The following is a 26470-nucleotide window of genomic DNA, read 5'->3' as shown; positions in this document are numbered from 1 at the left end:
CGGGCCTGACAGGTGCGCAAGCGGCACCTGCCAGGCCACGGCTTGTCCGCTCAGGACCAGGCGTTCGACACGCACTTCGCGATGGTGCCCGTCGTGAAGCCCGCCGCCGCGGCGAGACACGGAGCGCACAGCACCATGGTCGCGCAGGCTGCGCCACACGCGACGCCGAGGACTGCGATCACCGCCCAACTGATCCCGATGCTGTTGAGGCAGTTGTTCAGCCGCTTCCAATCGAGGCCGTACGTCCCGATCGACGACGCCCGCTCCGCGTCGGATCCCTGCGTGAGGTCCACGTTCTTGGTCAGCTGACCGTCCTGCCACATGGCGAAGTGCACCACGGTGGTCGACGTCATGGCGGATGCCATCTCGGTGATCGCCGTCTCACCGTCCACGGTCACGAACGAGAGCTTCGTCATCTCCGGCACGTCGGTCCCGAGCAGCGGGACCGACACGACGTCCGCGCCCTCGTACGAGTACGCGGACGCACCGGCCCAGTCGGGTTCCAGCCCCGAACGCACGGAGTACCCCGTCTCCCGAGCCGCCGAGACCGCACTCGAGCCCCGGCTGCCGCCCTCGGCTCGGAGCTGAGACGCGAGCTGGACGAGATGTCCTGTGCCAGAGCGGTCCGTGGCCGTCACGGCACTCGACGCATCGGCCCGCGCCGGCGCAACGACGCCGACGAGCGCGATCGCCGCAGTGGCCGCGGCGACGAACGCCACCCCCGACAGTGCCAGTGTCCTCGTCCGGCGCCGCCGCCTCGGTCGTATTGCGCGCATCCACGCCGTGGTGACCCCGGCGGCGCCCAGGAGCCACCACACGACAGCGACGTCGCGGAATCCCGGGGCGAACGACAGGGCGATGCACCCGACTGACGCGACGATGATGCCGACGGTGGGCGATTGCTTCTTGACCATGACACTCCTTCGTGTTCGCATCCAGTGTTCTGGATATCAGGACATTAGCGTCCTCCCTGGTGTGCGGCAAGGGTCTTCGCGGCCATGTGGAACGTGGTGGTCGGTGTTGTCCGACCCGCGCCGCAGGCGTACGCTCGACCGTCGGCAGCGCTCTGGGCGCCGCCACGACGAGACGAGAAGGGCAGGTGAGGCGCGATGTCGGGTGACCATCCTCGATCGGGCCGGCCGCCCGTGTCGGTCGTCGCGCCCGCTCGCTGACCCTGCCCCGCCCCGGATCGCCTCCGGAGCGCCATCGCGCCCGCCTGCCCCCCACCGAAGGAGCACGCACATGGCACTGATCGACAACGCGATCTACGTCCGGGGACGCCGCGTGGAGTCTCCGTCGACCCTGTCACGCCCGGCTCGTGGCGACCTGACGTGGATCGGGCTGCTCCGGCCCGACCCGCACGAGCTCGAGGCCGTCGCCACCGAGTTCGACCTGCACGAGAACGCCGTCGAGGACGCCCGCAAGGGACACCAGCGCACCAAGCTCGAGCGCTACGGCGACACCCTGTTCCTGGTGCTCCGGCCGGCCTGGTTCGACCCGTCCGAGGGCACCGTCGAGTTCGGCGAGGTGCACCTGTTCGTCGGCGACCACTTCGTCGTGAGTGTCCGGCACGCCGCCCGACCCGACCTGGCGGTGCTGCGCGCACAGGTCGAGGCGGACCCGGAGTTCCTGGCGAAGGGGTCCGAGGCCGTGACCGCGGCCGTGCTCGACGAGGTCGTCGACGGCTACGGCCCCGTCGTCCAGGTGCTGCAGGAGCAGATCGACGCCATCGAGGACCAGCTGTTCGCCGGGCAGGTCGACCCCGGGGTCTCGAAGCGCATCTACCAGCTGCTCAGCGAGGCCCTGGCGTTCCAGCGCGCCACCACCCCGGTGCCGGCGATGGTCACGGGGCTGCTCCGCGGTGCCGACAAGTACGGCGTGGACGACGACGTCCAGCACCGACTCCGCAACGTGCACGACCACGCGCTCCGTGTCACCGAGCGGGTCGACTCGTTCCGCGCCCTGCTCGAGAACGCCCTGACCCTGCACGCCACCCTGGTGTCGCAGGAGCAGAACGAGGCGATGCGCCGGATGACCAGCGCGAGCCTGGCCCAGGGTGAGGAGAGCCGGCAACTCGCCCGGGCAGCACACCGCCAGGGCGAGGAGGTCAAGAAGATCTCGTCGTGGGCGGCGATCCTGTTCGCGCCCGGCCTGATAGCAGGTGTGTACGGGATGAACTTCGACCACATGCCCGAGCTGCACTGGCACTACGGGTACCCGGTCGCGATCCTCGGCATGCTCCTGCTGATGGGCGTGCTCCGGGCGATCTTCCGCAAGCGCAACTGGCTCTGAGCGGACGGCGGATCGGCGCACAGGTGGCGTCGATCCGCCGGACGTGCATAATGATCTGGCCCGGATGTGAACGTGCACATCGATGTGCCACGACACCCGGGCGGAAACGAGCAGCAATGGCGTCATCGCGGACACAGCAACCGCGTTCGCCCAGCATCCGTGACGTCGCACGGATCGCGGGCGTCTCACACCAGACCGTCTCGCGGGTGCTGAACAACTCGGACGCGATCCGGGCCGAGACACGCGACAAGGTCCTGGCGGCCATGGAGCAGCTGCAGTACCGGCCGAACCGGGCCGCACGCGCCCTGGTCACGAGCCGGACCCACACGATCGGCGTCCTGACGGCCCGCCGCGCCCACTACGGTCCCGCCGTCGCACTGCAGGCGATCGAGGACGCCGCGATGCTCCGCGGCTACTCGGTCACGACGGCGAACATCGCTGAGGCGACCGACGCCGCCGTGCGTGAGGGACTCGGGCACCTGCTCGACCTCGACGTCGAGGGCATCGTCGTCATCGCGCCCCAGCAGCGGGTCTTCGACCTGATCGCGGAGCTCGGCATCCGCACCCCCTACGTCACCATGCGCGCCAGCGTCGGCGAGGACCCGACGGCCCTGTGGGTGGACCAGATGGAGGGTGCACGACTCGCAACCGCGCACCTGCTCGACCTCGGTCACGAGTACGTGCGGCACATCGCCGGACCACAGGACTGGATCGAGGCCGACGCCCGCATGCAGGGGTTCCTGCGGGAGATGTCCGACCGCGACAAGGCCGTCTCCCCGCCGATCCTGGGCGACTGGACCGCCGACTTCGGCTACCACGCCGGCCGCGAGCTGCTGCGGTGGCGGGACTGCACCGCGATCTTCTGCTCGAACGACCAGATGGCGCTCGGCGTGATGCACGCGGCGCGCTCGTACGGACTCGACGTGCCGGGCGACCTGTCCGTGGTCGGCTACGACGACATCCCCGAGGCGAAGCACTTCTGGCCACCGCTCACCACGGTGCAGGTCGACTTCGCCGAGCTCGGGCGGCGCTGCGTGGACCTGCTGCTGCCGAGTGAGGGCGAACTGCTCCGCCCGATCGACATCGTCCCGCAGCTGGTCGTGCGCGCCTCCACGAGCGCGCCCCGCACGCGCTGACGGAGCTCCGGCCCCGGCGCCCCGGGGTACCTGCCACGAACTTCCGACCAGGTAGGCCCGAAACGACTGGGTACGCCCGGAACCACCAGGTACGCCCGGAACCACCCGGCCGCCCCGGAGTACCTGCCACAAACGGGCATACCTGCCACGAACTTCCGACCAGGGACGCCCGAAACGACTGAGTACGCCCGAAACGACCAGGTACGCCCGGAACCACCCGGCCGCCCCGGAGTACCTGCCACAAACGGGCGTACCTGCCACGAACTTCCGACCAGGGACGCCCGAAACGACTGAGTACGCCCGAAACGTCCCGGTACACCCGGAACCACCCGGCCGCCCCGCAGTACCTGCCAGGAACGGGCATACCTGCCACGAACTTCCGACCAGGTACGCCCGGAAGCACCAGCCAAGCCCGCTCCGACGAGGCGAGCGGGGCTCCGGACGCGACCACGAAGCGGAGGGGAGGCCCGTGGCGGGCCCGCCACGGGCCTCCCGTCCGCGCATGCGGATCCGCGCAACGAAACGGCCGCTCCCGAGCGCCCTGGCCCCAACCCGGGGGACGTTCCCTCCGGATCACGCAGCCCGTTACGAAAACGCGACCAAACCGAATTGACAGCCGCACCGAGGCTGTGCGTAAATTGCCTCCGTCCAGCCGATGTGACCGTTCACATGAGCGTCACACCGAGCCGGATCCGGACGCGACAACGAAGTCCACACAGGCCCCCTGTGCTTTCGCTGCCGCAGCAGAACCACCCGAACACACTGCCGCACCGAAGCGGCAGAAGGAGATGCACTGTGGCGTCAACCCCGATCGACACCGGCCTCGAGACCCGGTCGATCACCGCACCCGAGACGATCCTCGAGATGCGCTCGATCACCAAGGAGTTCCCTGGTGTGAAGGCGCTGTCCGACGTCTCGCTCAGCGTCCGTGCCGGCGAGATCCACGCGATCTGCGGCGAGAACGGCGCCGGCAAGTCGACCCTGATGAAGGTCCTGTCGGGCGTCTACCCCTACGGCACCTACGAGGGCGAGATCGTCTACGAGGGCGAGGAAGTCCGCTTCTCGAACATCAAGCAGTCCGAGCAGGCCGGCATCGTCATCATCCACCAGGAGCTGGCGCTCGTCCCGGAGCTCTCGATCACCGAGAACCTGTTCCTGGGCAACGAGCCGAGCCGCGGTGGCGTCATCAACTGGACCGCCGCGCAGCTCCGTGCGCAGGACCTGCTCGCCCGCGTCGGCCTGGCCGACGACCCGGACACGCAGATCAAGAACATCGGTGTCGGCAAGCAGCAGCTCGTCGAGATCGCGAAGGCCCTGCACAAGGACGTCAAGCTCCTGATCCTCGACGAGCCGACCGCCGCGCTCAACGAGAACGACTCGCAGCACCTGCTCGACCTGATCGTCGGGCTGAAGGCCAAGGGCATCGCGAGCATCATCATCAGCCACAAGCTCAACGAGATCGAGCAGATCGCGGACGAGATCACGATCATCCGCGACGGCAAGACCATCGAGACGCTCAACGTCAAGGCGGACGGCGTCAACGAGGACCGCATCATCCGCGGCATGGTCGGCCGCTCGCTCGAGTCGCGCTTCCCCGACCGCACCCCGAAGATCGGCGAGACGTTCTTCGAGGTCCGCAACTGGACCGTGCAGCACCCGATCGACCCGTCGCGTCTGGTCTGCAAGGCGTCGAACTTCCACGTCCGCAAGGGCGAGATCGTCGGCTTCGCCGGTCTGATGGGCGCCGGCCGCACCGAGCTCGCGATGAGCCTGTTCGGTCGTTCCTACGGCACCTGGCTCGACGGCCAGATCATCAAGGACGGCCGCGAGATCAAGGTCACCAACGTCCAGCAGGCGATCGAGAACGGCCTCGGCTACGTCTCCGAGGACCGCAAGGCGCTCGGCCTGAACCTGCTCGACACCGTGAAGCGCTCGACGGTCGCCGCCGACCTGAAGAAGATCTCGAAGGCCGGTGTCGTCGACTCGCTCGAGGAGTACTCGGTCGCCGAGAAGTACCGCAAGATGCTCCGCACGAAGGTGCCGAGCGTCGAGGACAACGTCGGCAAGCTCTCCGGCGGAAACCAGCAGAAGGTCGTCCTGTCCAAGTGGATGTTCACCGACCCGGACATCCTGATCCTCGACGAGCCCACCCGCGGCATCGACGTGGGTGCCAAGTTCGAGATCTACGGGATCATCCAGCAGCTCGCGGCCGAGGGGAAGGGCATCATCCTCATCTCGTCCGAGCTCCCCGAACTCCTCGGTCTCTCCGACCGGATCTACACCATCTTCGAGGGCCAGATCACCGCTGACCTCCCGGCCGACCAGGCCGATCCCGAATCGCTCATGCGCAGCATGACCTCCGCGCGGAAGGGCGCCACCGCCTCATGAACAACCTGAAACTGCTCTTCGGCAAGGGCAACAGCATCGGCCAGTACGGCATGATCATCGCCCTCATCGTGCTGCTGATCTTCTTCTCGATCACGACGAACGGGCTCATCCTCGAGCCGACCAACGTCATCAACCTGTTCCTGCAGTACTCCTACATCCTGATCCTGGCGCTCGGCATGGTCATGGTCATCATCGCGGGGCACATCGACCTGTCGGTCGGATCGGTTGCAGCGGTCGTCGGCATCGTCGTGGCACAGTCCATGGCCGTATGGGACTTCCCGGTGTGGGCCGCGATCATCCTGGGCCTCGCCTGCGGTGCCGCGATCGGTGCCTGGCAGGGCTTCTGGGTGGCGTTCGTGAAGGTCCCGGCCTTCATCGTGACGCTCGCCGGTCAGCTCATCTTCCGCGGTGTGAACCAGATCATCGGCAACTCGACGTCCGTCCCCGTGCCGGACGACTTCACCCCGATCGGCGCCGGCTTCCTCGGCGACTTCGGCCCCGACTTCGGCTTCAGCAACGGCACGCTGCTCATCGGTCTCGTCACGATCCTCGCGCTCATCATCATCGAGGCCCGTGGCCGTGCCCGCCGCAAGAAGATGCAGGCAGAGGTCCCGCCGCTGTGGGTCTCGATCGTCCGCACCGGCATCCTGGTCGCCGTCACCCTCGTCGCCACGTACCTGTTCGCCGCCGGCCCGGCCGGCACCTCGGTCCCGATCGTCGCGATCATCCTCGGTGTCCTGACCATCGTCTACGGCTTCGTCACGAAGAACACGATCTTCGGTCGCCAGGTCTACGCCGTCGGTGGCAACGCCAACGCCGCGGTCCTCTCCGGCGTCTCCGCGAAGAAGGTCAACTTCTTCGTCATGATGAACATGTCGGTCCTCGCCGCGATCGCCGGCATGGTGTTCGTCGCCTACTCCGGCGCCTCGGGCCCCGCGGACGGCACCGGCTGGGAGCTCGACGCGATCGCCGCCGTGTTCGTCGGTGGTGCAGCGGTCGCCGGTGGTGTCGGCACGATCTCCGGCTCGATCATCGGTGGTCTCGTGATGGCGCTGCTGTCGAACGGCCTGCAGCTGATGGGCCTCGAGTCCAACCAGGTGCAGATCATCCGCGGTCTGGTCCTGCTCGTCGCCGTCGCCTTCGACGTCTACTCGAAGTCGCAGGGTCGTCCGTCCCTCATCGGCGGCATGATGCGGCAGTTCCAGCGGAAGGACACCGAGGAGAACACGGTGTCCGCCCAGCAGCCGCGGTCCATCGAGGACCAGCCGGACAAGATCACCCTCCCCTAGTCCCAACTCCCCACACCGGGGCCCCGGCCCCACACCTCCTCAACGAAGAGAAAGCACTCACATGCGCAAGAAGATCGTCGCCGGCCTCAGCCTGGCGCTCATCGCGGGCCTCGCCCTCAGCGGTTGCTCGGCCCGCGGCTCGTCCGACGACGCCGGCAGCACCAGCACCATCAAGAAGGGCGACCTCATCGGCGTCGCCCTGCCGGCCAAGACCTCGCAGAACTGGGTCCTCGCGGGCGCAGCGTTCAAGAAGTCGATCGAGGACGCCGGCTTCAAGGCCGACATCCAGTACGCCAACGCTGGCAACCCGGTCCCGGACCAGCAGTCGCAGATCTCGGGCATGATCACCAAGGGCGCCAAGGCCGTCATCATCGGTGCCGCCGACGGTTCGCAGCTGACCGCGCAGGTCAAGTCCGCCAAGGACCGCGGCGCCGTCGTCATCGCCTGGGACCGCAACATCCTGAACACGAAGAACGTCGACTACTACGTGGCGTTCAACAACTTCAAGGTCGGCCAGCTCCAGGCCGAGGCGCTGCTCCAGGGCCTCGAGGAGAAGAAGGGCGACAAGCCGTACAACGTCGAGCTCTTCGCCGGTTCGCCGGACGACGCCAACGCCACCGTCTTCTTCAACGGTGCGATGGACGTCCTCCAGCCGAAGATCGACGACGGCACCATCAAGGTCGTCTCCGGCCAGACCACGTTCCAGAAGGCCGTCACGCAGGGCTGGCTCGCGCAGAAGGCCCAGTCGCGCATGACCGACCTGCTCGCGCAGTACTACACGGGTGACACCGAGCTCGACGGCGTCCTGTCGCCGAACGACACCCTCGCCCGTGCGATCCTCACCGCGACCAAGGCCGCCGGCAAGGAGAACCCCGTCGTGACCGGGCAGGACTCGGAGACCGCGTCGATCCCGCTCATCATGCAGGGCACGCAGTACTCGACGATCTTCAAGGACACCACGAAGGAAGCCCAGGCTGCCGTCGACCTCGTCTCCACCCTGTCGAAGGGCGACAAGCCCGAGACCAAGATGGACAAGACGAACAACTACAACGGCGTGAAGACGGTCCCCGCGATCGAGCTCGCACCGGTCCTCGTCACCAAGGACAACGCCGTCGAGGCCTACAAGGGCAACGACACCCTCGAGGAGCTCGCCAAGAAGGGCTGATCTCCCCAGCACCACGGACGGCCCCGTCTCGCCTCGGCGAGACGGGGCCGTCCTGCGTCGTCCGGTGGCCGGCCCCGGGCGGACGGGAGGCGCGGTGCACGTGGCGATCCGTGCCTCCCGTCCGACGCGTGGTCCGGCCAGTTCGCGCGATCGCGCCCGGTCCTCCGGAGCCGGTGGTCAGGGGTGGGCTGCGCGCAGCCGCCGAGCCGCGGCGGCGAGGTGCGGGACGTCGGTCCGTGCCGTCCCGAACACCAGCGCGCGGGTCGTGTCGAAGTAGCGGCGGGTGAGCCGCTCCCCCAGGTCGGACACCCGCAACCACGGGATGCTGGGTTCGACCGCGGTCACCGCCGCGGGGAGCACGCGGACGGCCTCGCCGATCTCGACCAGGCGCATCCGGACCGCGTCGTGCACCAGGTCCTCGGGCAGCCGCTCGTCGTCGACGTAGCGCCGGATCGCCTCGCAGGCTCGGATGACGTCGTCGAGGCGGTCCCGGACGTCGCGACCGGCGACCGGGATCACAGGGGCACCGCTGTCCGGACGACGGCGTCGCTCATGCCGGCCGCGTCGACCACGTCCACCCGGACCTCGAGCAGCCGCTCGGCGGCGTCCTGGATCCGCATCAACGCGAAGATGCCGAGCCCCGGGTCGACGTCGATCATCAGGTCGACGTCGCTGTCCGGACCGTCCTCGCCCCGGGCGACGCTGCCGAAGAGGCGGGGGTTCCGCCCACCGAACCGTTCGACGATCGCGACGAGGTCCTGCCGGTGGCCCGCGACGCGGTCACGGAGCGGCGGCGGCTCCTGCACCGGCTGCAGGTCGATCGTGGTCGTGAAGCCCGCGGCGCGGAGCATGCGCTGCAGCGCGGCGAGCGACGGTTCGCGCCGACCGTTCTCGTAGGTGCTGATGACGCTCTGCGTCACACCCGCACGCCGGGCGAGCTGGACCTGGGTCAGTTCGGCACGTTCGCGGGCGTCGCGGATGAGCAGTGCTGCCGACAGTGGCGGAGCGGACCGTGGGAGATCAGCGGACATGCTGCAACGATACACAGCATGCAACATTTCGTCCGCGCCGGAGCGGCGCGGGCTCAGTGGCGCCCGGAGACGTCCGCGCGGTGGAAGTTCTGCGCCGAGCGGGACGCGGTCGGGCCGCGCTGGCCCTGGTAGCGAGACTGGTACTCGGCGGAACCGTAGGGCTTCTCAGCCGGGCTCGACAGCTGGAAGAAGCAGAGCTGGCCGATCTTCATCCCCGGCCAGAGCTTGATCGGCAGGGTCGCGACGTTCGACAGCTCGAGGGTCACGTGCCCCGAGAACCCCGGGTCGATGAACCCGGCGGTCGAGTGCGTCAGCAGCCCGAGGCGACCGAGCGAGCTCTTGCCCTCGAGTCGCGCGGCGATGTCGTCGGGCAGCGTCACGACCTCGAACGTGGAGCCGAGGACGAACTCGCCCGGGTGCAGCACGAACGCCTCGTCCGGGTCGGTCTCGACCAGGCGGGTCAGGTCGGGCTGGTCCACCGCCGGGTCGATGTGGGGGTACTTGTGGTTGTCGAACAGCCGGAAGAACTTGTCGAGCCGGACGTCGATGCTCGACGGCTGCACGAGCGAAGCGTCGTACGGGTCGAGGCCGATCCGGCCTTCGGCGAGCTGGGCGGTGATGTCGCGGTCGGAGAGCAGCACGCACGAAGCCTAGCGGCAGCCGTCGCGACGCCGGTATGCTGCCAGGCTGCCCACCACCCGGGCGGGCGGCGTTCGGAGCAGTCATGACCACGTACACCGTCGACGAGATCACGGTCCCCGCCACCATGGATGACGACCCCGCGACGGTGGCGACCTTCGCCGCGTGGCTCGCCGTGTCCGACGGGGCCGAGGCCGCCGTGCACGGGCTGCGCGAGCTCGCTTGGACCCCGGAGGAGTACCTGCCGCTGTGCCGCGAGCCGGGTGCCCCGAGCCGGCTCGTCGTCGCGCGGGACGAGCACGGCACCGTGGTGGGTGCGGGCTCCTACGACACCAAGCAGGAGCCGGGCACGACGAACTGCTGGATGTCGGTCGGCGTCGCCCCCGAGCACCAGCGCCGTGGCGTCGGGACGCTGCTCGCCGACCACCTCGAGGCGATGGCCCGTGCGGACGGCCGGACGCAGTGGAAGACCTACGCCGTCTCACGGCAGGTCGGCCCCGCCTCGGGACCCGGGTACGTGCAGGCCCCGACGGGGTTCGGCGCAGTCCCCGAGGACGAGGCCGGGGTGCGCTTCCTGACCGCTCGCGGCTGGCACTTCGGCCAGGTGAACCGGATCAGCCGGCTCCCGCTGCCCGCCGACGCGTCCGTGGTGGGCGGCCTGCACGACCGGGCGTCCGCCGCCGCGGGTCCCCAGTACCGCGTGCACGCCTGGACCGGGCGTACCCCGGAACAGTGGCTGGACGGCATCGCGCTGCTCGAGACCCGGATGAGCACCGACGCACCCGCTGGGGACATGGAGGAGCCCGAGGACGTCTGGACCGCCGAACGCCTCCGGGAGCACGAGGACGAACTCGCCACGGCCCCGCGCGCCCTGCTGACCGTGGCCGTCGAGCACGTGCCCAGCACCGCCCTGGCCGGTTTCACGCAGCTGTCGGTGCCGAACGACCCCGCTCGTCCGGCACAGCAGTGGGACACCCTGGTGCTGCGCGAACACCGTGGGCACCGGCTCGGCTGGCTGCTCAAGGTCGTCGGGATCCAGGAGCTCGAGCGACGGTTCCCGGGGCGCCCCTCGATCATCACGTTCAACGCGGAGGAGAACCGCCACATGCTCGACGTGAACGAGGCCGTCGGGTTCGTCGGCGTCGGCTGCGAGGGCATCTGGGAACGGCGGGTCTGAGCGCGCATCCGAGGGGCCGGTTGCCAGCCGACGCGCCTACCATTGGACGGTCATGACCGTCACGTCACCCGAAACCCAGCCCACCGGGTCAGCGCCGGACGCCGCCCCCACCACCGGGCGCTCGTCCACGGTCGCGACGGTCCTCGTCATCGCGATCCCGCTCGCCGTCGCGTGCTCGATCCTCGGGCTGACGATCACCGGTGCCTTCAGCGCCAGTCAGCAGCTGGTGTCCGCCGGCGAGGTCGTCGAGTACGGCCTGCCGATCGCCCGCGTCGTGCACGACACGATGGCGGCACTCACCGTCGGGCTCCTCATCGTCGCCGCCTTCGCGCTGCCCGCGCAGAAGAAGGACCACGGTGCCCTGTCGAGCGTGCAGCACCGGGCCACCCGGTGGGCCGCAGCGACCGGTGCCGTCTGGTTCCTGGCGGCCGCGGTGAGCATCGTGCTGACCGGCGCGAACACCCTGGGCGTCCCGCTCACCAGCCCGGTGTTCGCGCGCAACTTCATGCTCTTCGCGTTCCAGGTCGAGATCGGCCAGGCCCTCGTCGTGTCCGCCGTCGCGATCCTGGTCGCCACGGTGATCGCCGCCTTCGCCACCCGGGTCACGTCCCTGGCGTTCGCCACCGTGATCGGCCTGTTCGCCCTGCTCCCGCTGGCGTTGTCCGGCCACGCTGCCGGGTCGCTCGAGCACGCGAACGCGGTGAACTCGCTCGCGATCCACCTGGTCGGGGTGTGCGTGTGGGCCGGCGGCCTGGTCGCCGTGGTCCTGCTCCGCACCCGTACCAAGGGTGCGACCGGCCGCGTGATCGCCCGGTACTCGACGCTCGCCGGCTGGTCGTTCGGGGCCGTGGCGTTCTCCGGCATCGTCAACGCGTCGCTGCGTCTGACCGGCCCGCTCGACCTCGTCACGACGACGTACGGCTGGCTCATCACCGTCAAGGCGCTCATCCTCGTGCTTCTGGGCATCGCCGGTGTCGTGCAGCGTCGGAAGCTCGTGCCCGGGCTGCTCCGCGCGCCGCTCGACCGCCGCCTGTTCACCCGGTTCGCCCTGGCCGAGATCGTGTTCATGGCGGTGGCCATCGGTGTCTCGGTCGCCGTGTCCCGCTCGCAGCCGCCGATCCCGCAGACCCCCGCGACGGGCGAGGACACCCGCTCCGGCCTGATCGGGTTCCCGTTCCCGCCGGCACAGACCACGCAGACCTACCTGACCCAGTGGCACATCGACTGGGTGTGGCTCGGCCTGGCCGTCGTCGGGGCCGTCTGGTACCTGCTGGCGGTGCGCAAGCTCAGGAAGCGCGGCGACGCCTGGCCCGTCGGTCGCACCATCGCCTGGCTGATCGGCTGCGCCCTGTTCATCTGGACCACGTCGGCCGGTCCTGCCGTGTACGGCATGATCCACTTCTCGTCGCACATGCTCCAGCACATGCTGCTGATGATGTTCGTCCCGCTGCCGCTCGTGCTCGGCGGCCCGGTGCTGCTCGCGCTCCGCACCCTGCCCGTCCGCAACGACGGCTCACGCGGAGCCCGCGAGTGGCTCATGCTCTTCGTGCACTCCCGCTGGATGCAGTTCCTCGGCAAGCCGGCCGTCGCGGGGATCATCTTCGCCGGGTCCCTCGTGGTGTTCTACTTCACGCCGGCGTACCAGGCCGCGATGCAGTCGCACGAGTGGCACGTCGCGATGATCATCCACTTCGTCCTGAGCGGGTACCTGTTCTTCTGGGTCTTCGTCGGGGTCGACCCGGGCCCGCAGCGTCCGCCGTACCCGATGCTCATCATCACCCTGCTGGCCACCCTGGCGTTCCACGCGTTCTTCGGCGTCGCGGTCATGACGTCGCAGTCGGTGTTCGCGATCGACTGGTTCCACGCGCTGGGCCAGACGAACGACGCCGCACTGCTCGACGACCAGCACACCGGTGGCGGCATCGCCTGGGGTGCATCCGAGCTGCCGATGGTGTTCGTGGCGCTGCTCGTCGTGCGGAACTGGATGCGTTCGGACAAGCGCGACGCGAAGCGCCTGGACCGCAAGGCCGAGCGCGACGGCGACGCCGACCTCAAGGCGTACAACGAGCGCCTCGCAGCGATGAGCAAGCGGGACTGAGCCGCACCGGGCCCGGGGTGAGTGCGGCCGCGCTCAGTCCCCGTGGACGATGCAGACCGCGTCGAGGTCCATCGCGGCCTCGAGCGCGGCCGAGATCCCGGACTCGCCGTCCGGGCCGGCGGGGATCACGGTGTCGACCCACCACAGCGGCGTCGCCAGGGTCGGGGCGTCCGGGAGGATCCGCTCGACCTCGTCGAAGGAGTCCACCCGGCGCACGCCGAGCACGGTGATCACGGGGTGCGTGGCGTCACGGCAGACCTGCATCATCGGACCGTCGTCGAGTGCCCGGACTCCCCAGGTCTCGTCGTGCAGCAGGAGCGCCTCGGCGACGTCGCGCGCCTCCACCGGCTGCCGGCAGAGGATGGTGACGTCACGCGGCACCGTGGCCGCCCACCATCCGGTCGTCACGGACGTGGCCGTCGAGCGTGCCCTCGTCGTGCGCGGGGTCGAGCGGCGCGCCGCCGACCAGCTGCAGGAAGCGGTCCTCGTCGATGCGGTCGAGGAACGCCTCGAGCGCTTCCCAACCGTCCTCGAAGCGGACGATCATCCCGGCGTCGGCATCGGAATCCGGGCGGGTCGACGGGCCGGTGCCGGCTGCGAACGTGGCGGTCGTGGTGCGCGGCGGCGGCCAGACGCCGTCGCGGTCCAGGAAGCCAGCGGCCTCGGGTCCGATGACGACGGCGAGTGGTGACGGTTCGCCGTGCGAGACGGCCCGCACCAGGTGGTCGGCGTCGCCGCGGCGCTGCATGACGACGCCGAAGACGGGGACGACCTGGTCGGCGACCCGCTGCACCGCGTCGAACATGCGGTTGGCCAGGCCCGGATCGGTGTTCTCCTCGGGCACGGTGAGCACGGCAGACATGGTCTCGACGACCACTCCGCCCACCAGGTGCGCGGTCATCGTCGCGGAGAAGCCCTCGCCGACGGCGTACGAGGTCGAGATGCCGGGCGCCTCGTGCTTCGCGTACTGCGTGACGACCCAGCGGTCCCACGGCACGGTGAGTGGTTCTGCGGTGCCCCACCGGGTCGGGCAGGTGCCGACGGTGTGGCACAGCGCCTCGATGGCGGACCCCATGTCGACCGCGCGGCCCGGGTGGTGGCGGAGGGTCAGGTCGATGCTGATCTGACGCACCGAGTCGGCCGAGACCGGGTGCTCGGGCGACGGCGTGCCCACGAGCTCGGGGCCGCGGTGCACGAAGTCCTCGATGCCCGATGCGGCGACGCCCGTCCGGCCGTCCCGCAGCGTGCCGTCGAAGTCGGAGACGGCCCACGCGGCACCGTACGCACCGAGTGCGTGCCGGAGCGCCGGGGTGATCGCCGCCGAACGTCCGGTGCGGAGCACGACCGTCCGTCCGGCGTCCGCCGACCGGCGGAGCAGCGAGGCGAGCGCGTCGGTCAGCCACACGACGGGCGAGGCCGACTCGACCACGATGGCGGGGCCGACCACGTCGTCGATGAGGGGATGCCTGACCATCCGGGGCCTCCTCGGGTTCGGGGCTGGAACTCCCTGGACGGTACACACGGGTGCGACACCTGTCCGTCAGGCTCGCACCCTCACAGCGGAGACTCGGGAGGCGCGACACACGCCCGGCAGGAGGCGTACGGTGCGCGGTCGGCTGGCTTCCAGGCGAGAATCCGCTAGGCTTGCCGAGTCCCGTTCACCGGGGCGCGCGAGTGTAGTTCAATGGTAGAACTCCAGCTTCCCAAGCTGGTAGCGCGGGTTCGATTCCCGTCACTCGCTCCGTCGGACGTACGCTCGCCGCATGTCCTCCTCTCCCGGTTCCCCCGAACACGTCGCACCCGTGGTCGTCATCGGTGCCGGGGTCGTCGGCGCTGCGACCGCGTTCGCCCTCACCGCCCGCGGCGAGCGCGTCCTGCTTCTGGAACAGCACGCCCGCGGACACCACCTCGGCTCCTCGCACGGTGCGACCCGGATCTTCCGGCAGGGCTACGCCGACGCGGAGTACGTCGCCCTGACCACCCGGGCGCTGGAACTGTGGGAAGCGCTCGAGGCCGCTGCCTGCGAGGAGCTCATCGTCCGCACGGGGGCCGTCGACCACGGTCGGCCCGAGGTCGTCGACGCGATCGCCGCGGCCCTCACCGACGCGGACATCCCGCACGAGGTGCTGGCCCCGGACGACGCAGCGGCGCGCTGGCCCGGCATCGCGTTCGAGGGGCGCGTGCTGACCCATGCCTCCGCCGGACGCATCCGCGCCGATCGGGCGATCGAGGTCTTCCTGACGCTGGCCGAGCGGACCGGTCTCGCCGACCTGCGGTTCGACACCGGGGTCGCCGGGCTCGAGGACCACGGTGACGACGTCACCGTGGTCCTGTCCGACGGCACCGCCATCCGCACCGCGTCCGCGGTGGCCGCCGTGGGGTCGTGGGCCCCCGTGCTGGTCGGTGAGCTGCTCGCCGGACGCGGGGCGGGCCTCCCGGCCATCCGCGTCACCCAGGAGCAGCCCGCCCACTTCCCCAGCCACCTGCCGGACGAGGCCTGGCCGAGCTTCGTGCACTGGGCCGACGGTGACGACGTGTACGGGCTGCTGACGCCCGGCGAGGGTGTCAAGGTCGGGTTCCACGGCACCGGTCCCGTCGTCGAACCGGACAACCGGGACTTCGCACCCGTGCCGACCGAGGCCGAGCGGCTGCAGGCGTACGTCGCGCGGTACGTGCCGGGGGTCGACGCGACCCGGCCGACGTTCATCAGCTGCCTGTACGACAACTCCCCCGACGAGGACTTCGTGATGGACCGGGTGGGGCCGCTCACCGTGGCGACCGGGTTCTCCGGGCACGGCTTCAAGTTCGCGCCGCTGCTCGGCGAGATGCTCGCTGACCTGGCGACGGGCGGCGCACCGCACCCGCGCTTCGCCCTGCCCGAGCCGGTGCCCGCGCACTGACGCCAGCCCGGGTCGTTCGCGAGACGCCGGCGTGTTCGTTCGACGCCGCCATGTCGTCGAGACGCCGCCGGATCCGGAGGCGTCTCGCGGACAACGCGGCGTCCTGCGCACACGCCGGCGTCTCGCAACGGGCCACTACGGTGGGAGCCGTGCGCATCATCGTGGCTCCGGACTCGTTCAAGGGCACCGCGACCGCGGCGTCGATCGCTGCGGCCGTCCGCGACGGCTGGCTGACCGAACGCCCCGACGACGACGTGGTGCTCGTCCCGATGGCCGACGGCGGCGAGGGCACGCTCGACGCCTTCGAGACCGCCGTCCCCGGAGCCGTCCGGGTACCCGTCACCGTGACCGGGCCGGGCGGCACGCCGGTCGACACCCACTGGCTGCGGCTGCCCGACGGTCGCGCGGTGGTGGAGCTCGCGGCGACGAGCGGCCTCCCCCTGCTCGACGCACCGATGCCGGACACGGCGACGAGCCGTGGGTTCGGCGAGGCGATCGCCGCCGCGCTCGACGCCGGTGCCACGGGGCTCGTGCTCGGCATCGGGGGCAGCGCGTCCACCGACGGCGGGCGTCCGGTGCTCGAGGCGCTCGGCCTCGACAGCGAAGGCGCCGGCGGCCTCCGCGCACTCCCCCCGCTCGGCGTCACCGTGCTCACCGACGTCACCTCGCCGTTGCTCGGCCAGACCGGTGCCGCCGCCGTGTTCGGCCCGCAGAAGGGCATCACGCCGGACCGGGTGGCGTCCTTCGACGAGCGGCTCGCCTCCTGGGCCGCACGCTTCCCCCACGTCGACCCGAGCACGCCGGGTGCCGGAGCCGCGGGCGGTGTCGGGTTCGGCCTGCTGGTGTGGGGCGCCACGCTCGCCGGTGGGGCCGCGGCCGTCGCCGAGGTCCTCGGGCTGCCGGCGCTGCTCGACGGCGCCGATGTGGTGATCAGCGGCGAGGGGCGCTTCGACGGGCAGAGCGCCGTCGGCAAGGTGCCCTCGGTGGTCCGCGACCTGGCCGTGGCGCACGCTCCCGGAGCCCGGTCGATGCTCGTCGCCGGCGCGATCGAGGCGCCGCTCGACGACTACGCCGCTGCCGCCTCGCTCACCGTCCTCGCGACGCAGACCACCGGCGAGCCCGACGACGCCCTGGCCGACCCGCTGCGCTTCGCCACGATCGCGGGGCAGCGGCTGGCCCGGCTCGCCTGAGCGAGCGCAGCACAGCGCAGCGCAGCACAGCACAGCACAGCACAGCACAGCACAGCACAGCACAGCACAGCGCAGCACAGCACAGCGCACGGCACCGCCGCGCCGCGACTCGCCCGTCCGCGGGCACAGGGGTGTCCTGGTTGTACCTCCCACCCGGCCACGGCTGCGCGCACACTGGTTCCGGGCCGGAACCGGCCCGCAACGCACCACCCCCACGAGGAGATCATTGCGCACCGTCAACGCGTACGCGGCACCGTCAGCCACCGAGCCGCTCGTCAAGACCACCATCACCCGTCGTGACGTCGGCCCGGACGACGTCGCGATCGACATCGCCTACGCCGGCATCTGCCACTCGGACATCCACACCGTCCGCGGTGAGTGGGGCCCGATCCAGTACCCGCAGGTCGTCGGCCACGAGATCGTCGGCCACGTCACCGAGGTCGGCGAGAACGTCACCAAGCACCAGGTCGGCGACCGCGTCGGCGTCGGCTGCATGGTGAACTCGTGCGGCGAGTGCGAGAACTGCGTCGCCGGCCAGGAGCAGTACTGCCTCAAGGGCAACATCGGCACCTACGCCAGCGTCGACCCGGCCGACGGCTCGATCACCCAGGGCGGGTACTCGCAGGCTGTCGTGGTGAACGAGGACTTCGTCCTCCGCGTCCCCGAGTCGCTCGACATCGAGAAGGTCGCGCCGCTGCTCTGCGCCGGCATCACCACCTACTCGCCGCTGCACCACTGGAACGCCGGCCCCGGCACCAAGGTCGCCGTCGTCGGCATGGGCGGACTCGGTCACATGGCCGTCAAGATCGCCGTCGCGCTCGGCGCCGAGGTCACCGTCCTGTCGCAGACGACCTCGAAGCAGGAGGACTCGCTCCGCTACGGTGCCAAGGCCCACTACGCGACCAAGGACCCGGAGACGTTCGAGAAGCTCGCGAACTCCTTCGAGCTCATCATCAACACCGTCTCGGCGAAGATCCCGATGGGTGCCTACCTCGGCCTGCTCAAGGTCGACGGCACGCTCGTCAACGTGGGTGCTCCGGCCGAGCCGCTCGAGGTGCCGGCCTTCGCGCTCATCCCGCGTCGGCTCAGCTGGGCCGGTTCCGCCATCGGCGGCATCCAGGAGACCCAGGAGATGCTCGACTTCTGCGCCGAGCACGGGATCCTCCCGGAGACCGAGCTCATCAGCGCCGACCAGATCAACGAGGCCTACGAGCGCGTGCTGTCCTCGGACGTCCGCTACCGCTTCGTGATCGACGCGGCCACGCTGGCGTAGTCGTCACCACCTGACAGACGGGAGGCCCGCTGCCGGCTGGCAACGGGCCTCCCGTCTGTGGTCTCGGTGCCGTCAGCCGACCTCGTCACCGGACGGCAGCGCGCCGCACCAGTCGACGGAGCCCGCGTCGATGCTCGCCTCGAGCGCGCCGGAGGCCGCGTCGACGATGCTCACGAGCTCGCCGGTCGCCGACTTCGTCGCGACCGCGACGAACTGGCTGTTCGGGGACGGGCAGACCGCGGTGACGCTCGCGTCGTCCGGGATGGTCACCGGCAGCCGGGAGGCCCGTCCTCCGTCCACACGCACGATCCGTGCCGAGATCGTGCCGTCCGACCGCACGTCCCCCAGCACGCGCAGGTACGTGTCGTCGGTCAGCTGGGCGATGCGGCCGAGGACGGCCGCGTCGGTGCTCGCGGCGGGGGCCTGCAACGCCGACTTCGACCCGTCGGTGAGGTCCAGCCGCTCGATGCCGGTGCCCGTCTCGACGACGGCCGTGGTGCCGGTGCCGACGAAGCCGTGCAGGTACGTGGCGCTGCCGAGCCGGACCGGGTCGGCACGTCCGCTCATGTCGACCAGCACCAGGTCGTCGCTGCCCGTCCGGACGAGTGCGCTCTCAGTACGCGGCACGTAGGCCCACTGGGCCACCGTCATCGGGACGGCACCCGTCGTCGGCTTGCCGTTCGCAGCGATGGCGGTGGGCAGGTGCGTGCCCGTCATGTCGACCACGTACAGGCCGGTGTTCCGGGACTGCCCGGTGGAGGTGTCGGCGTACTCGAACCCGAACGAGGCACCGTCGTCGGCGACGTGCAGCGCGGTGACCCGCCCCTCGGAGGTCGGCAGCGTGAGGTGTTCGACGGGGGCGTCGTCGTCCTGCACGCCCCCGCTCAGGGCCACCACGTCGACCGACGAGCTGGCGTCCGTGCCGCTCACGACCACCAGGGATCGGCCGAGTCGGGCGTACTCCGAGATCGCGGTGCCCTCGTAGACGGTGGTCGCGCCGCCGGCGTCGAGGGAACGCCGGACGATGCGGTCCTTCGCCCCGGCCTGCCCGGGGACGAGTGCGAGCACGTCGGTGCTGCCGGTGCGGATCGACGCCGTCAGGTCCGACGTCGCGCGCTGCCCGGGCGCCCGGACGCCCGCGACCGTGACCGTGTAGTCGCGGTCGTAGGCCAGGGGTCCGGCGAACTCCACGGCGATGGTGTTGCCGCTCGAGGTCACGGTGTGCGCCGCTGTCGGGCTGACCCGGACGTCGGCGGCGGAGACCTTCTGCAGGGCCTGGTTGGCCGTCAGGATGACGCGCTGGGCCGGGCGGGTGACGAGACCCGTGGCGTCGTAGGACACGTCGCGGAGCCGCGGGCCCTGCTGCGAGCCGACGACCGCGGCGAGCGCTGCCACCACGGCCAGCACCACCACGACGGCCACGTACCGGCGGTGGAACCGGTGCGCGACCGGGCGGCGCTCGCGGCGCTGGTCACCGCGCCGCTCGCGGGGCTGGTCACCGCGGCGCTCAGAACTCATACGGGTCCTCGGGCTGCGCGATGTCGGTGATCTTCGCGGCCCTGACGACGATGCGGGCGTCGGCGGACTGGTCCGGGTTGGCCGCGAGGGCTCCGCGGACGGTGACCCACTGGCCCTCGTCGGGGACGGAGCCGTCGCCGGTCACGACGCCGAGGCCGACCGGCTGCGCGTCGACGGCGCAGCAGCTGATCACGAAGCGGGTGAGGGTGAAGGACCCGTCGGCGCCGGGCACCACGAAGCCGGTCAGCTCGACCTGCTTGCCGACCAGCGCCGTGGTGTCGGTGGTCTGCCGGATCAGGGCGGCCCAGTCCTTGACGCCGTACTCCGAGGTGTCGACGCCCTCGCTGCCGAGCAGCGACACCGCGGCCTCGGAACCGGTGGCGTTCGACAGGGTCGCCGAGTCGACGCTCCGCTGCTGTGCGGTGCGGGCGGACAGGGTCGTCGGGGGCAGGACGAGCATCGCGACGGTGACGCCGATCGTGACGATGGCCGCTGCTCCGCCGAGGGCGATGCGGACGGCGCGACCGCGGCCTCCCGTCCGCTGCTGCTGGTGCAGATCGAGGTCGTCGTCGTCGCCGTGGGTGTGGCCGTGGCCCCGGGCGATGACGACGAGGGCGGCGATCGACGCGGGCACGCCCACGGCCGCGAGCACGACCGTGAACACCGAGTACCGCGGGTTGATGTACAGGTCGAGGTGCCCGACCAGTGCGAGCCACAGCGTGCAGAGCGCCGCGGCCAGCACCGACCCGAGGCCCAGGTACGCGGCCGCGTTGTTGCGTGCATCAGACGAGGACATTCATCACCAACCCGACGGCTCCGGCGAACAGGACGCACACGACCGACAGCAGCACCAGGAACCGGACCCGGAAGGTCGTGCGCAGCAGGGCGATCATCTTGACGTCGATGATCGGCCCGATGATCAGGAAGGCCGTGATCGACCCCGGCAGGAACGTCGACGCGAACGACAGCGCGAAGAAGGCGTCGACGTTCGAGCAGAGCGACACCGTCATCGCCAGCAGCATCATCGCCGCGACGGACAGCACCGGGTTCGAGCCGATGGCCACCAGGGTCGAGCGGGGGACGGCGACCTGGATCGCGGCGGCCAGCCCGGCACCGACGAACAGCGCCGGCATCATCGTCGCCGTCTCGCCGCCGAACTGTGCGGCGCTCTGCCGCCAGCGGTGCAGGCCTCGAGGTGCTCCGACGGCAGCGCGGCACCGGGCCTCGAAGGCGGGGAGCAGCAGGTCGGCCGGACGGCGGTGCGCGGCGACGATCCAGCCGACGAGGTTCGCGATGACGAACCCGCCGACGATGCGTACCGGCAGGATCCAGCCCGACCAGCCGAACGCCTGCGCGGTGCTGATGATGACGAGCGGGTTGAGGATCGGGGCCGCGACCAGGAACGTGACGGCCTCGGCGGGGGTGAACCCGCGCATCATCAGGCCGCGGGCGAGCGGGACGTTGCCGCACTCGCACACCGGGAAGAGCATGCCGATCAGGGAGATCACGGCGCGGCGACCGAAGGCGTTCTGCGGCAGGACCCGCTCGAGCGCGCCGACCGGGACCCAGACCTCGACGACGATCGACAGCACGATGCCGAGCACCACGAACGGCAGGGACTCGACGACGACGCTGATCGCCAGCGTGAGGAAGTCCTGCACGACGTTCGGCAGCCCCGCGGTCCCGATGCTCGGCGAGAACAGCCGGATCCCCAGCAGGACGACGACGGCGAGCAGCACCAGCCCGGGGCCGGTGAGGCTCCGGGTGCGCTGCGGCGGCCGCGTGGTCGTCGTCACCGGGACAGGATAGGCGACGCGTGCCGCGGGGGGCTGCGCACGCGCCACCGCACGGTGCGAGGGGGGGCGAGCTCAGCCTGCGGCGACGCCGTCCAGGTGTCGGTCGACCACGTCGATCGCCCAGTCACCGGACTCCCCCGGAGCCAGCCGGACGACCTGCATCGCGAGCCCGTCGAGGAGGGCGTGCAGGCGGCACGCCTCGTACTCCCGGTCACCCGCCGGTACCCCGAGCAGCCGGAGGACCTCCTCGCACCAGGTCCGCATCGCCGCGACGACGCGGTCGAGCGTCGGTCGGAGCCCGACGTCGGTGAGCGCGGCGTTCCCGAGTGCAAGGTAGACCTCGAGCTCGATGACCCGCTCCTCGTCGAGGGGCAGCAGCTCGAGCACGATCCGGCGTGCGCGTCGGACCGGTGCCAGATCAGCCGGGATGGCGTCGATGCGCTCCCGGATCCGATCGAACACGAGGGTGATGGTGTGCTCGCGGACGCTCGCCTGGGTCGGGAACGTGTAGCGGACCGTACTCGGCGGCAGCCCCGCCTCGGCGGCGACGTTCCGCACGCTGAGTGCCCCGAGGCCGTCGCGGGCGAGGACCCGGCACGCCGCCTCGGACACGGTGCGGCGCCGTTCGTCGACGTCCATGCTCCTGGCCACACGCCATACTCGCACAGTCGTACGAACTCGTGCTACCGTCGTGGTCGTTGTCGCACAGTCGTGCGAGAACGACACCGACAACGACTTCCGCAGGAAAGGACATCGTCATGGCATGGGTGATCCTCGTGCTGAGCGGCGTGCTCGAGGCCGTCTGGGCCACCGCCCTCGGCGCCTCGAACGGCTTCAAGAAGGTGGTCCCGACGATCGTGTTCGTCGCCGGGATGGCACTGAGCATGGTGGGGCTGGCGTTCGCGATGAAGAGCATCCCGGTCGGCACCGCCTACGCGGTCTGGGTCGGAATCGGGGCGTCACTGACCGTGGTCGTCGCGATACTCCGACGTCAGGAGGCCGCGTCCTTCGCCCGCCTCGCCCTCGTCTTCGGCCTGGTGGCGTGCGTCATCGGCCTCAAGGTGGTGAGCTGACGTGGCCTGGATCGTCCTGTTCGTCAGCGCCGCGCTCGAGACCGTCTGGGCGACCGCCCTCGGCGAGAGCGACGGCTTCACCGAACTCCGCCCGACGATCGTGTTCGGCGTCACGATCGTGATCAGCCTCGTCGCGTTCGGCTACGTCCTCAAGCACATCCCGATCAGCACTGCGTACGCGGTGTGGACCGGCACCGGCGCCGCACTCACGGTGCTGTGGGGCATGGCCACCGGTGCCGAGCCCGTCACCGTGCTGCGCCTGCTGTTCATCGCCGGCATCGTCGGCTGCGTGGTCGGCCTCAAGCTCGTGCCGGCCCGCCCCGTCGCGGAGCCCAGCGCCGAGCTCACGCGCTGAGCGACAGCTCACGCGCCGGCAGCCCCGTGAGGTGTCGCTCACCCCGTGACGTCGGCGCGGGCCCGAGAACGCGCGCCGAGACGGACGGGAGGCCCGGTGCCAGCTGGCACCGGGCCTCCCGTCCGCGCGTGGTGGCGCTCACGGCACTCGTCAGACGGACGCGCCCGTCCACTCGTCCTCGGCGGCGACGTGGTCGCTGCCGAGGGTGCCGGCAGCCATCGCGGCAGCGGCACGCGCCGCGTGCGACGGCGGGTCCGACGGCACGTCGGCCGGGCGACCCTCGTCGTTCAGCTTGCGCAGCTCCGGCACGATGTCCTCCGCCAGGATGTCGATCTGCTCGAGCACGGTCTTGAGCGGCAGCCCCGCGTGGTCGATGAGGAACAGCTGGCGCTGGTAGTGCCCCACGTGGTCCTTCATGGCGGCGTACCGGTCGACGACCTGCTGCGGCGAGCCGACGGTGAGCGGGGTCTGGGCGGTGAAGTCCTCCATCGAGGGGCCGTGGCCGTAGACCGGGGCGTTGTCGAAGTACGGGCGGAACTCGTCGATTGCGTCCTGCGAGTTCTTCCGCGCGAAGAACTGTCCGCCGAGCCCGACGATCGCCTGGTCGGCGCGGCCGTGTCCGTAGTGCTCGAAGCGCTGGCGGTACAGGCCGACCATCTGCTCGGTGTGCTGGATCGGCCAGAAGATGTTGTTGTGGAAGAAGCCGTCACCGTAGTAGGCGGCCTGCTCGGCGATCTCCGGCGTGCGGATCGAGCCGTGCCAGACGAACGGCGGGACACCGTCGAGCGGACGCGGGGTCGAGGTGAAGCCCTGCAGCGGCGTGCGGAACTTGCCCTGCCAGTTGACGACGTCGTTCTCCCACAGCTGGCGGACGAGCGCGTAGTTCTCGATCGCCAGGTTGACGCCCTGGCGGATGTCCTGACCGAACCACGGGTACACGGGGCCGGTGTTGCCGCGGCCCATCATCAGGTCCATGCGGCCGTCGGAGACGACCTGGAGCATCGCGTACTCCTCGGCGATGCGCACCGGGTCGTTCGTGGTGATCAGGGTCGTCGACGTGGACAGGGTGATGTCCTTCGTCTTCGCCGCGAGGTAGGCGAGCAACGTGGTCGGCGACGAGGCGACGAACGGCGGGTTGTGGTGCTCACCGGTCGCGAAGACGTCGAGCCCGGCCTGGTCGGCGTGCTCGGCGATCGTCAGGATGTCGCGGACGCGCCGGGTGTCGTCCGGCGTCGTTCCGGTGGTGGGGTCGGTCGTGACGTCACTGACCGTGAAGATGCCGAACTGCATGATGCGCCGCCTTTCGCGATATCGATGCGTTTGCATCGACTTGCTCGGTACAACGTAGCGCACGCGTGAGCATTCCCGCCAGGCTCGCGCCCGTCGGACGGGCTGTTCGTGCCGCCCGTCGGACGGCCCGTTCGGGCCGGCCGTCGGGACGGCCCGTTCGGGCGGACTGGAGGCCCGGCTCGGCTCGGCCGGTCAGCGTGCGGTCGGCAGCGTGGCCGGGTCGGTCCGCGCCGCGTGGTGCATCCCGTCGAGGAACCACACCACGGTCACGACGGCGAGGACGCTCGCACTCGAGGCCATCCGCCCCGCGACGAGGATCGCCGCGTGGTCGTGCGCGCCCTCCCCGGTCAGTCCGAGGACGAGCGCGGTGACACCGACCGCCAGCGTCACCCCGGTCGCGACGAGGAGCACGACGCTCACCACGCGGCGCGGACCCCGCCGGCCGTTGCGGTCGCCCCGGAGTCCGCGGTCGACCCGAGGACCGGCGGCACGGACGATCCCGAGCCAGAACATCGCGATCGCACACGCGCCGATGATGTCGCTGACCCGGTGCCACCCGTAGACCACGGTCTGGTTCGCCACGAAGACCGCGTACCCGGCGCCGACGATCGTCACGAGGGGCCGGAACCGGCGTGGCGTCACCATCAGGACCGCGAACAGCGCCGCCAGCGCGATCGTCGCGTGCCCCGACGGGAACGAGTTCGGCGTCGTTGACTGAGCGATCTCCGGGCGCACGGCGATACGCTTCACGAGCGTCGAGGTGGCCGCCGACGCGAGCACCACGACCCCCGCGCCGAGCCCCACCGAGAGCCGCCGTCTGGCGAACGCCACGGCTGCGATCACGACGACGAGCAACAGGATCACCGGCACCGAGATGACGTTGAGCGCAGTGTCCGAGCTGAACAGGTCGGACTCCCGGACCCCGCCGAGCGCGGCGTCCTCCGCTTTCTGACCGACCGGCGTCAGCACCGCGACCCAGTAGACGAGAGGCACGATCACGAACCCCAGAGCCGCCAGCGCAGCCCACCGCACCCGCCGCGAGACCCACGGTCCGCGCGACTCGGATGCACTGCGCTCGGGTGTCAAGGTCACCGGGCTGGTCCTCCTCGGAGTGGTCGTCGTCGGGCTCGTCGCACGACTGGCGGCGGCGCTGCGATTGGGTCGGTCGGGGTCCGACACGATACCGTTGGAGCACCGGCCGGAGGCTGGGAACCGCACCCCCGTCGGCCGCGCGCCCCGCGCCGGGACGACCGGATCAGTGGTCCCCGCCGGGCCGTCGCACCACGCGGGACCGACGCACGTCGCGTCGGCAGTGTACGAGGAGGAAACCGAAGTGGCCATCAAGGAACCGGGCATCACCGCCTCGCCGAACCGGGGTCTCGCGCTCACGGCCGGCAGCGTCCTCGCACTCTGGGGCATCCTGGGCTTCTTCTTCGCCGCCGACGGCGACCCGGGCTTCTTCAGCCGTCAGGGCGGCATGCTCTGGAACGCGTTCGGCGTCAACCCGGCGCTGTGCCTGGTCTGGGTGCTGCTCGCCGTCGTGCTGCTCATCACGGGTCTCGGCAACACCATCGGCTCGCGCAACGGCAACCTGCTCGTCGGTGCCCTGCTCGTCGTCTTCGCGGTGTACGGCTTCGTCTTCGTGGACACCTCGGCGAACGTCTTCGCGCTGAACACCACGGACAACGTGTTCCACGCGATCGTCGGTGTGCTCCTGCTGCTCACCGCGCTCGGTGCCGACAAGGAGAACCTCCGCGCGCTGCGTGCGGCGCGCGCCTGACGCACCCGCTCCACTCGACTCACCGCCCGTCTGCCGCTCCGGCAGGCGGGCGTCGTCGTGTGTGCGGGCGGGGGCGGTGG

General features: G+C 70.6%; 25 protein-coding genes and 1 tRNA gene. 14 read left to right on the top strand and 12 right to left on the bottom strand.

What is annotated here, in order from left to right; all coding sequences use genetic code 11:
- Positions 1-50: 50 nt before the first annotated feature.
- Positions 51-914: a hypothetical protein gene (locus tag KK097_RS12805; RefSeq protein ID WP_214545085.1), complete on the bottom strand. Its 864-nt coding sequence runs from the start codon at positions 912-914 to the stop codon at positions 51-53.
- A gap of 328 nt (positions 915-1242) precedes the next feature.
- Between KK097_RS12805 and KK097_RS12800 the strand changes: the two genes are divergently transcribed.
- From KK097_RS12800 to KK097_RS12780, 5 genes are all read left to right on the top strand, one after another.
- Complete coding sequence (locus KK097_RS12800) at positions 1243-2292, top strand: magnesium and cobalt transport protein CorA (protein WP_214545084.1); 1050 nt, start codon at positions 1243-1245, stop codon at positions 2290-2292.
- 116 nt (positions 2293-2408) lie between these two features.
- Entirely contained in the window at positions 2409-3428 is a 1020-nt protein-coding gene (locus tag KK097_RS12795) for a LacI family DNA-binding transcriptional regulator (protein ID WP_214545083.1), read from the top strand.
- Between the two features lie 864 nt (positions 3429-4292).
- Positions 4293-5816, top strand: a complete 1524-nt coding sequence (gene mmsA / locus KK097_RS12790) for a multiple monosaccharide ABC transporter ATP-binding protein (RefSeq protein WP_214530041.1) — start codon at positions 4293-4295, stop codon at positions 5814-5816.
- Positions 5813-7105 carry a multiple monosaccharide ABC transporter permease gene (mmsB, locus tag KK097_RS12785; protein WP_214545082.1) on the top strand — a complete coding sequence of 431 codons (1293 nt, stop codon included), beginning with the start codon at positions 5813-5815 and terminating at the stop codon, positions 7103-7105. The genes mmsA and mmsB overlap by 4 nt, the downstream gene beginning before the upstream one ends.
- Before the next feature lie 61 nt (positions 7106-7166).
- A complete protein-coding gene (locus KK097_RS12780) occupies positions 7167-8270 on the top strand; it encodes a substrate-binding domain-containing protein (RefSeq protein WP_214529999.1) in 1104 nt (367 codons plus the stop codon).
- A 177-nt stretch (positions 8271-8447) separates the two neighbouring features.
- Here KK097_RS12780 and KK097_RS12775 read toward each other — a convergent pair whose 3' ends face one another.
- Genes KK097_RS12775 through dcd form a run of 3 tightly spaced genes read right to left on the bottom strand, consistent with a single transcriptional unit; the run spans position 8448 to position 9942 of the window.
- On the bottom strand, positions 8448-8789 hold the full coding sequence (locus KK097_RS12775) for a HepT-like ribonuclease domain-containing protein (RefSeq protein ID WP_214545081.1): 342 nt from the start codon (positions 8787-8789) through the stop codon (positions 8448-8450).
- A complete protein-coding gene (locus KK097_RS12770) occupies positions 8786-9301 on the bottom strand; it encodes a type II toxin-antitoxin system RelB family anti-toxin (RefSeq protein WP_214545080.1) in 516 nt (171 codons plus the stop codon). Before KK097_RS12770 ends, KK097_RS12775 begins: the two co-directional genes overlap by 4 nt.
- A 53-nt stretch (positions 9302-9354) precedes the next feature.
- Positions 9355-9942, bottom strand: a complete 588-nt coding sequence (gene dcd / locus KK097_RS12765; RefSeq protein WP_214530002.1) for a dCTP deaminase — start codon at positions 9940-9942, stop codon at positions 9355-9357.
- A gap of 83 nt (positions 9943-10025) precedes the next feature.
- On the opposite strand from dcd, the gene KK097_RS12760 reads away from it, so the two are divergent.
- Both KK097_RS12760 and KK097_RS12755 read left to right on the top strand, forming a co-directional pair.
- Complete coding sequence (locus tag KK097_RS12760; RefSeq protein WP_214545079.1) at positions 10026-11117, top strand: GNAT family N-acetyltransferase; 1092 nt, start codon at positions 10026-10028, stop codon at positions 11115-11117.
- 52 nt (positions 11118-11169) lie between these two features.
- Positions 11170-13215, top strand: coding sequence for a bifunctional copper resistance protein CopD/cytochrome c oxidase assembly protein (locus KK097_RS12755; RefSeq protein WP_214545078.1), 2046 nt, complete (start codon positions 11170-11172; stop codon positions 13213-13215).
- A gap of 33 nt (positions 13216-13248) precedes the next feature.
- Here KK097_RS12755 and KK097_RS12750 read toward each other — a convergent pair whose 3' ends face one another.
- Positions 13249-13623, bottom strand: coding sequence for a hypothetical protein (locus KK097_RS12750; protein ID WP_214530005.1), 375 nt, complete (start codon positions 13621-13623; stop codon positions 13249-13251).
- Positions 13586-14689 carry a DUF6177 family protein gene (locus KK097_RS12745; protein WP_214545077.1) on the bottom strand — a complete coding sequence of 368 codons (1104 nt, stop codon included), beginning with the start codon at positions 14687-14689 and terminating at the stop codon, positions 13586-13588. The genes KK097_RS12750 and KK097_RS12745 overlap by 38 nt, the downstream gene beginning before the upstream one ends.
- Positions 14690-14885: 196 nt before the next feature.
- On the opposite strand from KK097_RS12745, the gene KK097_RS12740 reads away from it, so the two are divergent.
- The 4 genes from KK097_RS12740 to KK097_RS12725 all read left to right on the top strand — a co-directional run bounded on the left by KK097_RS12740 (position 14886) and on the right by KK097_RS12725 (position 18578).
- Positions 14886-14956 (top strand) — tRNA-Gly (locus KK097_RS12740).
- A 22-nt stretch (positions 14957-14978) separates the two neighbouring features.
- Positions 14979-16115 (top strand): FAD-dependent oxidoreductase, encoded by a 1137-nt coding sequence (locus KK097_RS12735; protein WP_214545076.1) that lies wholly within the window; start codon positions 14979-14981, stop codon positions 16113-16115.
- 149 nt (positions 16116-16264) lie between these two features.
- Complete coding sequence (locus KK097_RS12730; RefSeq protein WP_307858384.1) at positions 16265-17305, top strand: glycerate kinase; 1041 nt, start codon at positions 16265-16267, stop codon at positions 17303-17305.
- A 226-nt stretch (positions 17306-17531) separates the two neighbouring features.
- Positions 17532-18578, top strand: coding sequence for an NAD(P)-dependent alcohol dehydrogenase (locus tag KK097_RS12725; protein WP_214545074.1), 1047 nt, complete (start codon positions 17532-17534; stop codon positions 18576-18578).
- A gap of 72 nt (positions 18579-18650) precedes the next feature.
- Here the strand turns inward: KK097_RS12725 and KK097_RS12720 are convergent, their stop codons facing one another.
- The 4 genes from KK097_RS12720 to KK097_RS12705 all read right to left on the bottom strand — a co-directional run bounded on the left by KK097_RS12720 (position 18651) and on the right by KK097_RS12705 (position 22543).
- Positions 18651-20096, bottom strand: coding sequence for a hypothetical protein (locus KK097_RS12720; protein ID WP_214545073.1), 1446 nt, complete (start codon positions 20094-20096; stop codon positions 18651-18653).
- On the bottom strand, positions 20086-20892 hold the full coding sequence (locus KK097_RS12715; RefSeq protein WP_214545072.1) for a TIGR03943 family putative permease subunit: 807 nt from the start codon (positions 20890-20892) through the stop codon (positions 20086-20088). The genes KK097_RS12720 and KK097_RS12715 overlap by 11 nt, the downstream gene beginning before the upstream one ends.
- Complete coding sequence (locus KK097_RS12710; RefSeq protein WP_214545071.1) at positions 20879-21892, bottom strand: permease; 1014 nt, start codon at positions 21890-21892, stop codon at positions 20879-20881. The genes KK097_RS12715 and KK097_RS12710 overlap by 14 nt, the downstream gene beginning before the upstream one ends.
- Before the next feature lie 72 nt (positions 21893-21964).
- On the bottom strand, positions 21965-22543 hold the full coding sequence (locus KK097_RS12705) for a TetR/AcrR family transcriptional regulator (RefSeq protein WP_307858385.1): 579 nt from the start codon (positions 22541-22543) through the stop codon (positions 21965-21967).
- 107 nt (positions 22544-22650) lie between these two features.
- Between KK097_RS12705 and KK097_RS12700 the strand changes: the two genes are divergently transcribed.
- Together KK097_RS12700 and KK097_RS12695 are read left to right on the top strand one after the other, a co-directional pair.
- Positions 22651-22965 (top strand): DMT family transporter, encoded by a 315-nt coding sequence (locus KK097_RS12700; protein WP_214530013.1) that lies wholly within the window; start codon positions 22651-22653, stop codon positions 22963-22965.
- A gap of 1 nt (position 22966) precedes the next feature.
- A complete protein-coding gene (locus KK097_RS12695) occupies positions 22967-23320 on the top strand; it encodes a DMT family transporter (RefSeq protein WP_214545070.1) in 354 nt (117 codons plus the stop codon).
- A gap of 150 nt (positions 23321-23470) precedes the next feature.
- Here KK097_RS12695 and KK097_RS12690 read toward each other — a convergent pair whose 3' ends face one another.
- Positions 23471-24610, bottom strand: a complete 1140-nt coding sequence (locus KK097_RS12690) for a CE1758 family FMN-dependent luciferase-like monooxygenase (protein WP_214545069.1) — start codon at positions 24608-24610, stop codon at positions 23471-23473.
- A 192-nt stretch (positions 24611-24802) separates the two neighbouring features.
- Positions 24803-25702 carry a phosphatase PAP2 family protein gene (locus KK097_RS12685; RefSeq protein ID WP_214530016.1) on the bottom strand — a complete coding sequence of 300 codons (900 nt, stop codon included), beginning with the start codon at positions 25700-25702 and terminating at the stop codon, positions 24803-24805.
- 241 nt (positions 25703-25943) lie between these two features.
- Here KK097_RS12685 and KK097_RS12680 point away from each other — a divergent pair, with 241 nt between their 5' ends.
- A complete protein-coding gene (locus tag KK097_RS12680) occupies positions 25944-26390 on the top strand; it encodes a DUF4383 domain-containing protein (RefSeq protein WP_214530017.1) in 447 nt (148 codons plus the stop codon).
- Positions 26391-26470 lie beyond the last annotated feature (80 nt).

Origin of the sequence: Curtobacterium flaccumfaciens (assembly GCF_018598405.1) — a bacterium.
In the GTDB taxonomy this organism is placed as follows: Bacteria; Actinomycetota; Actinomycetes; order Actinomycetales; family Microbacteriaceae; genus Curtobacterium; species Curtobacterium aurantiacum.
The sequence above is the reverse complement of the archived record's forward strand: the minus strand, read 5'-3'. Positions and strand labels throughout refer to the sequence as shown.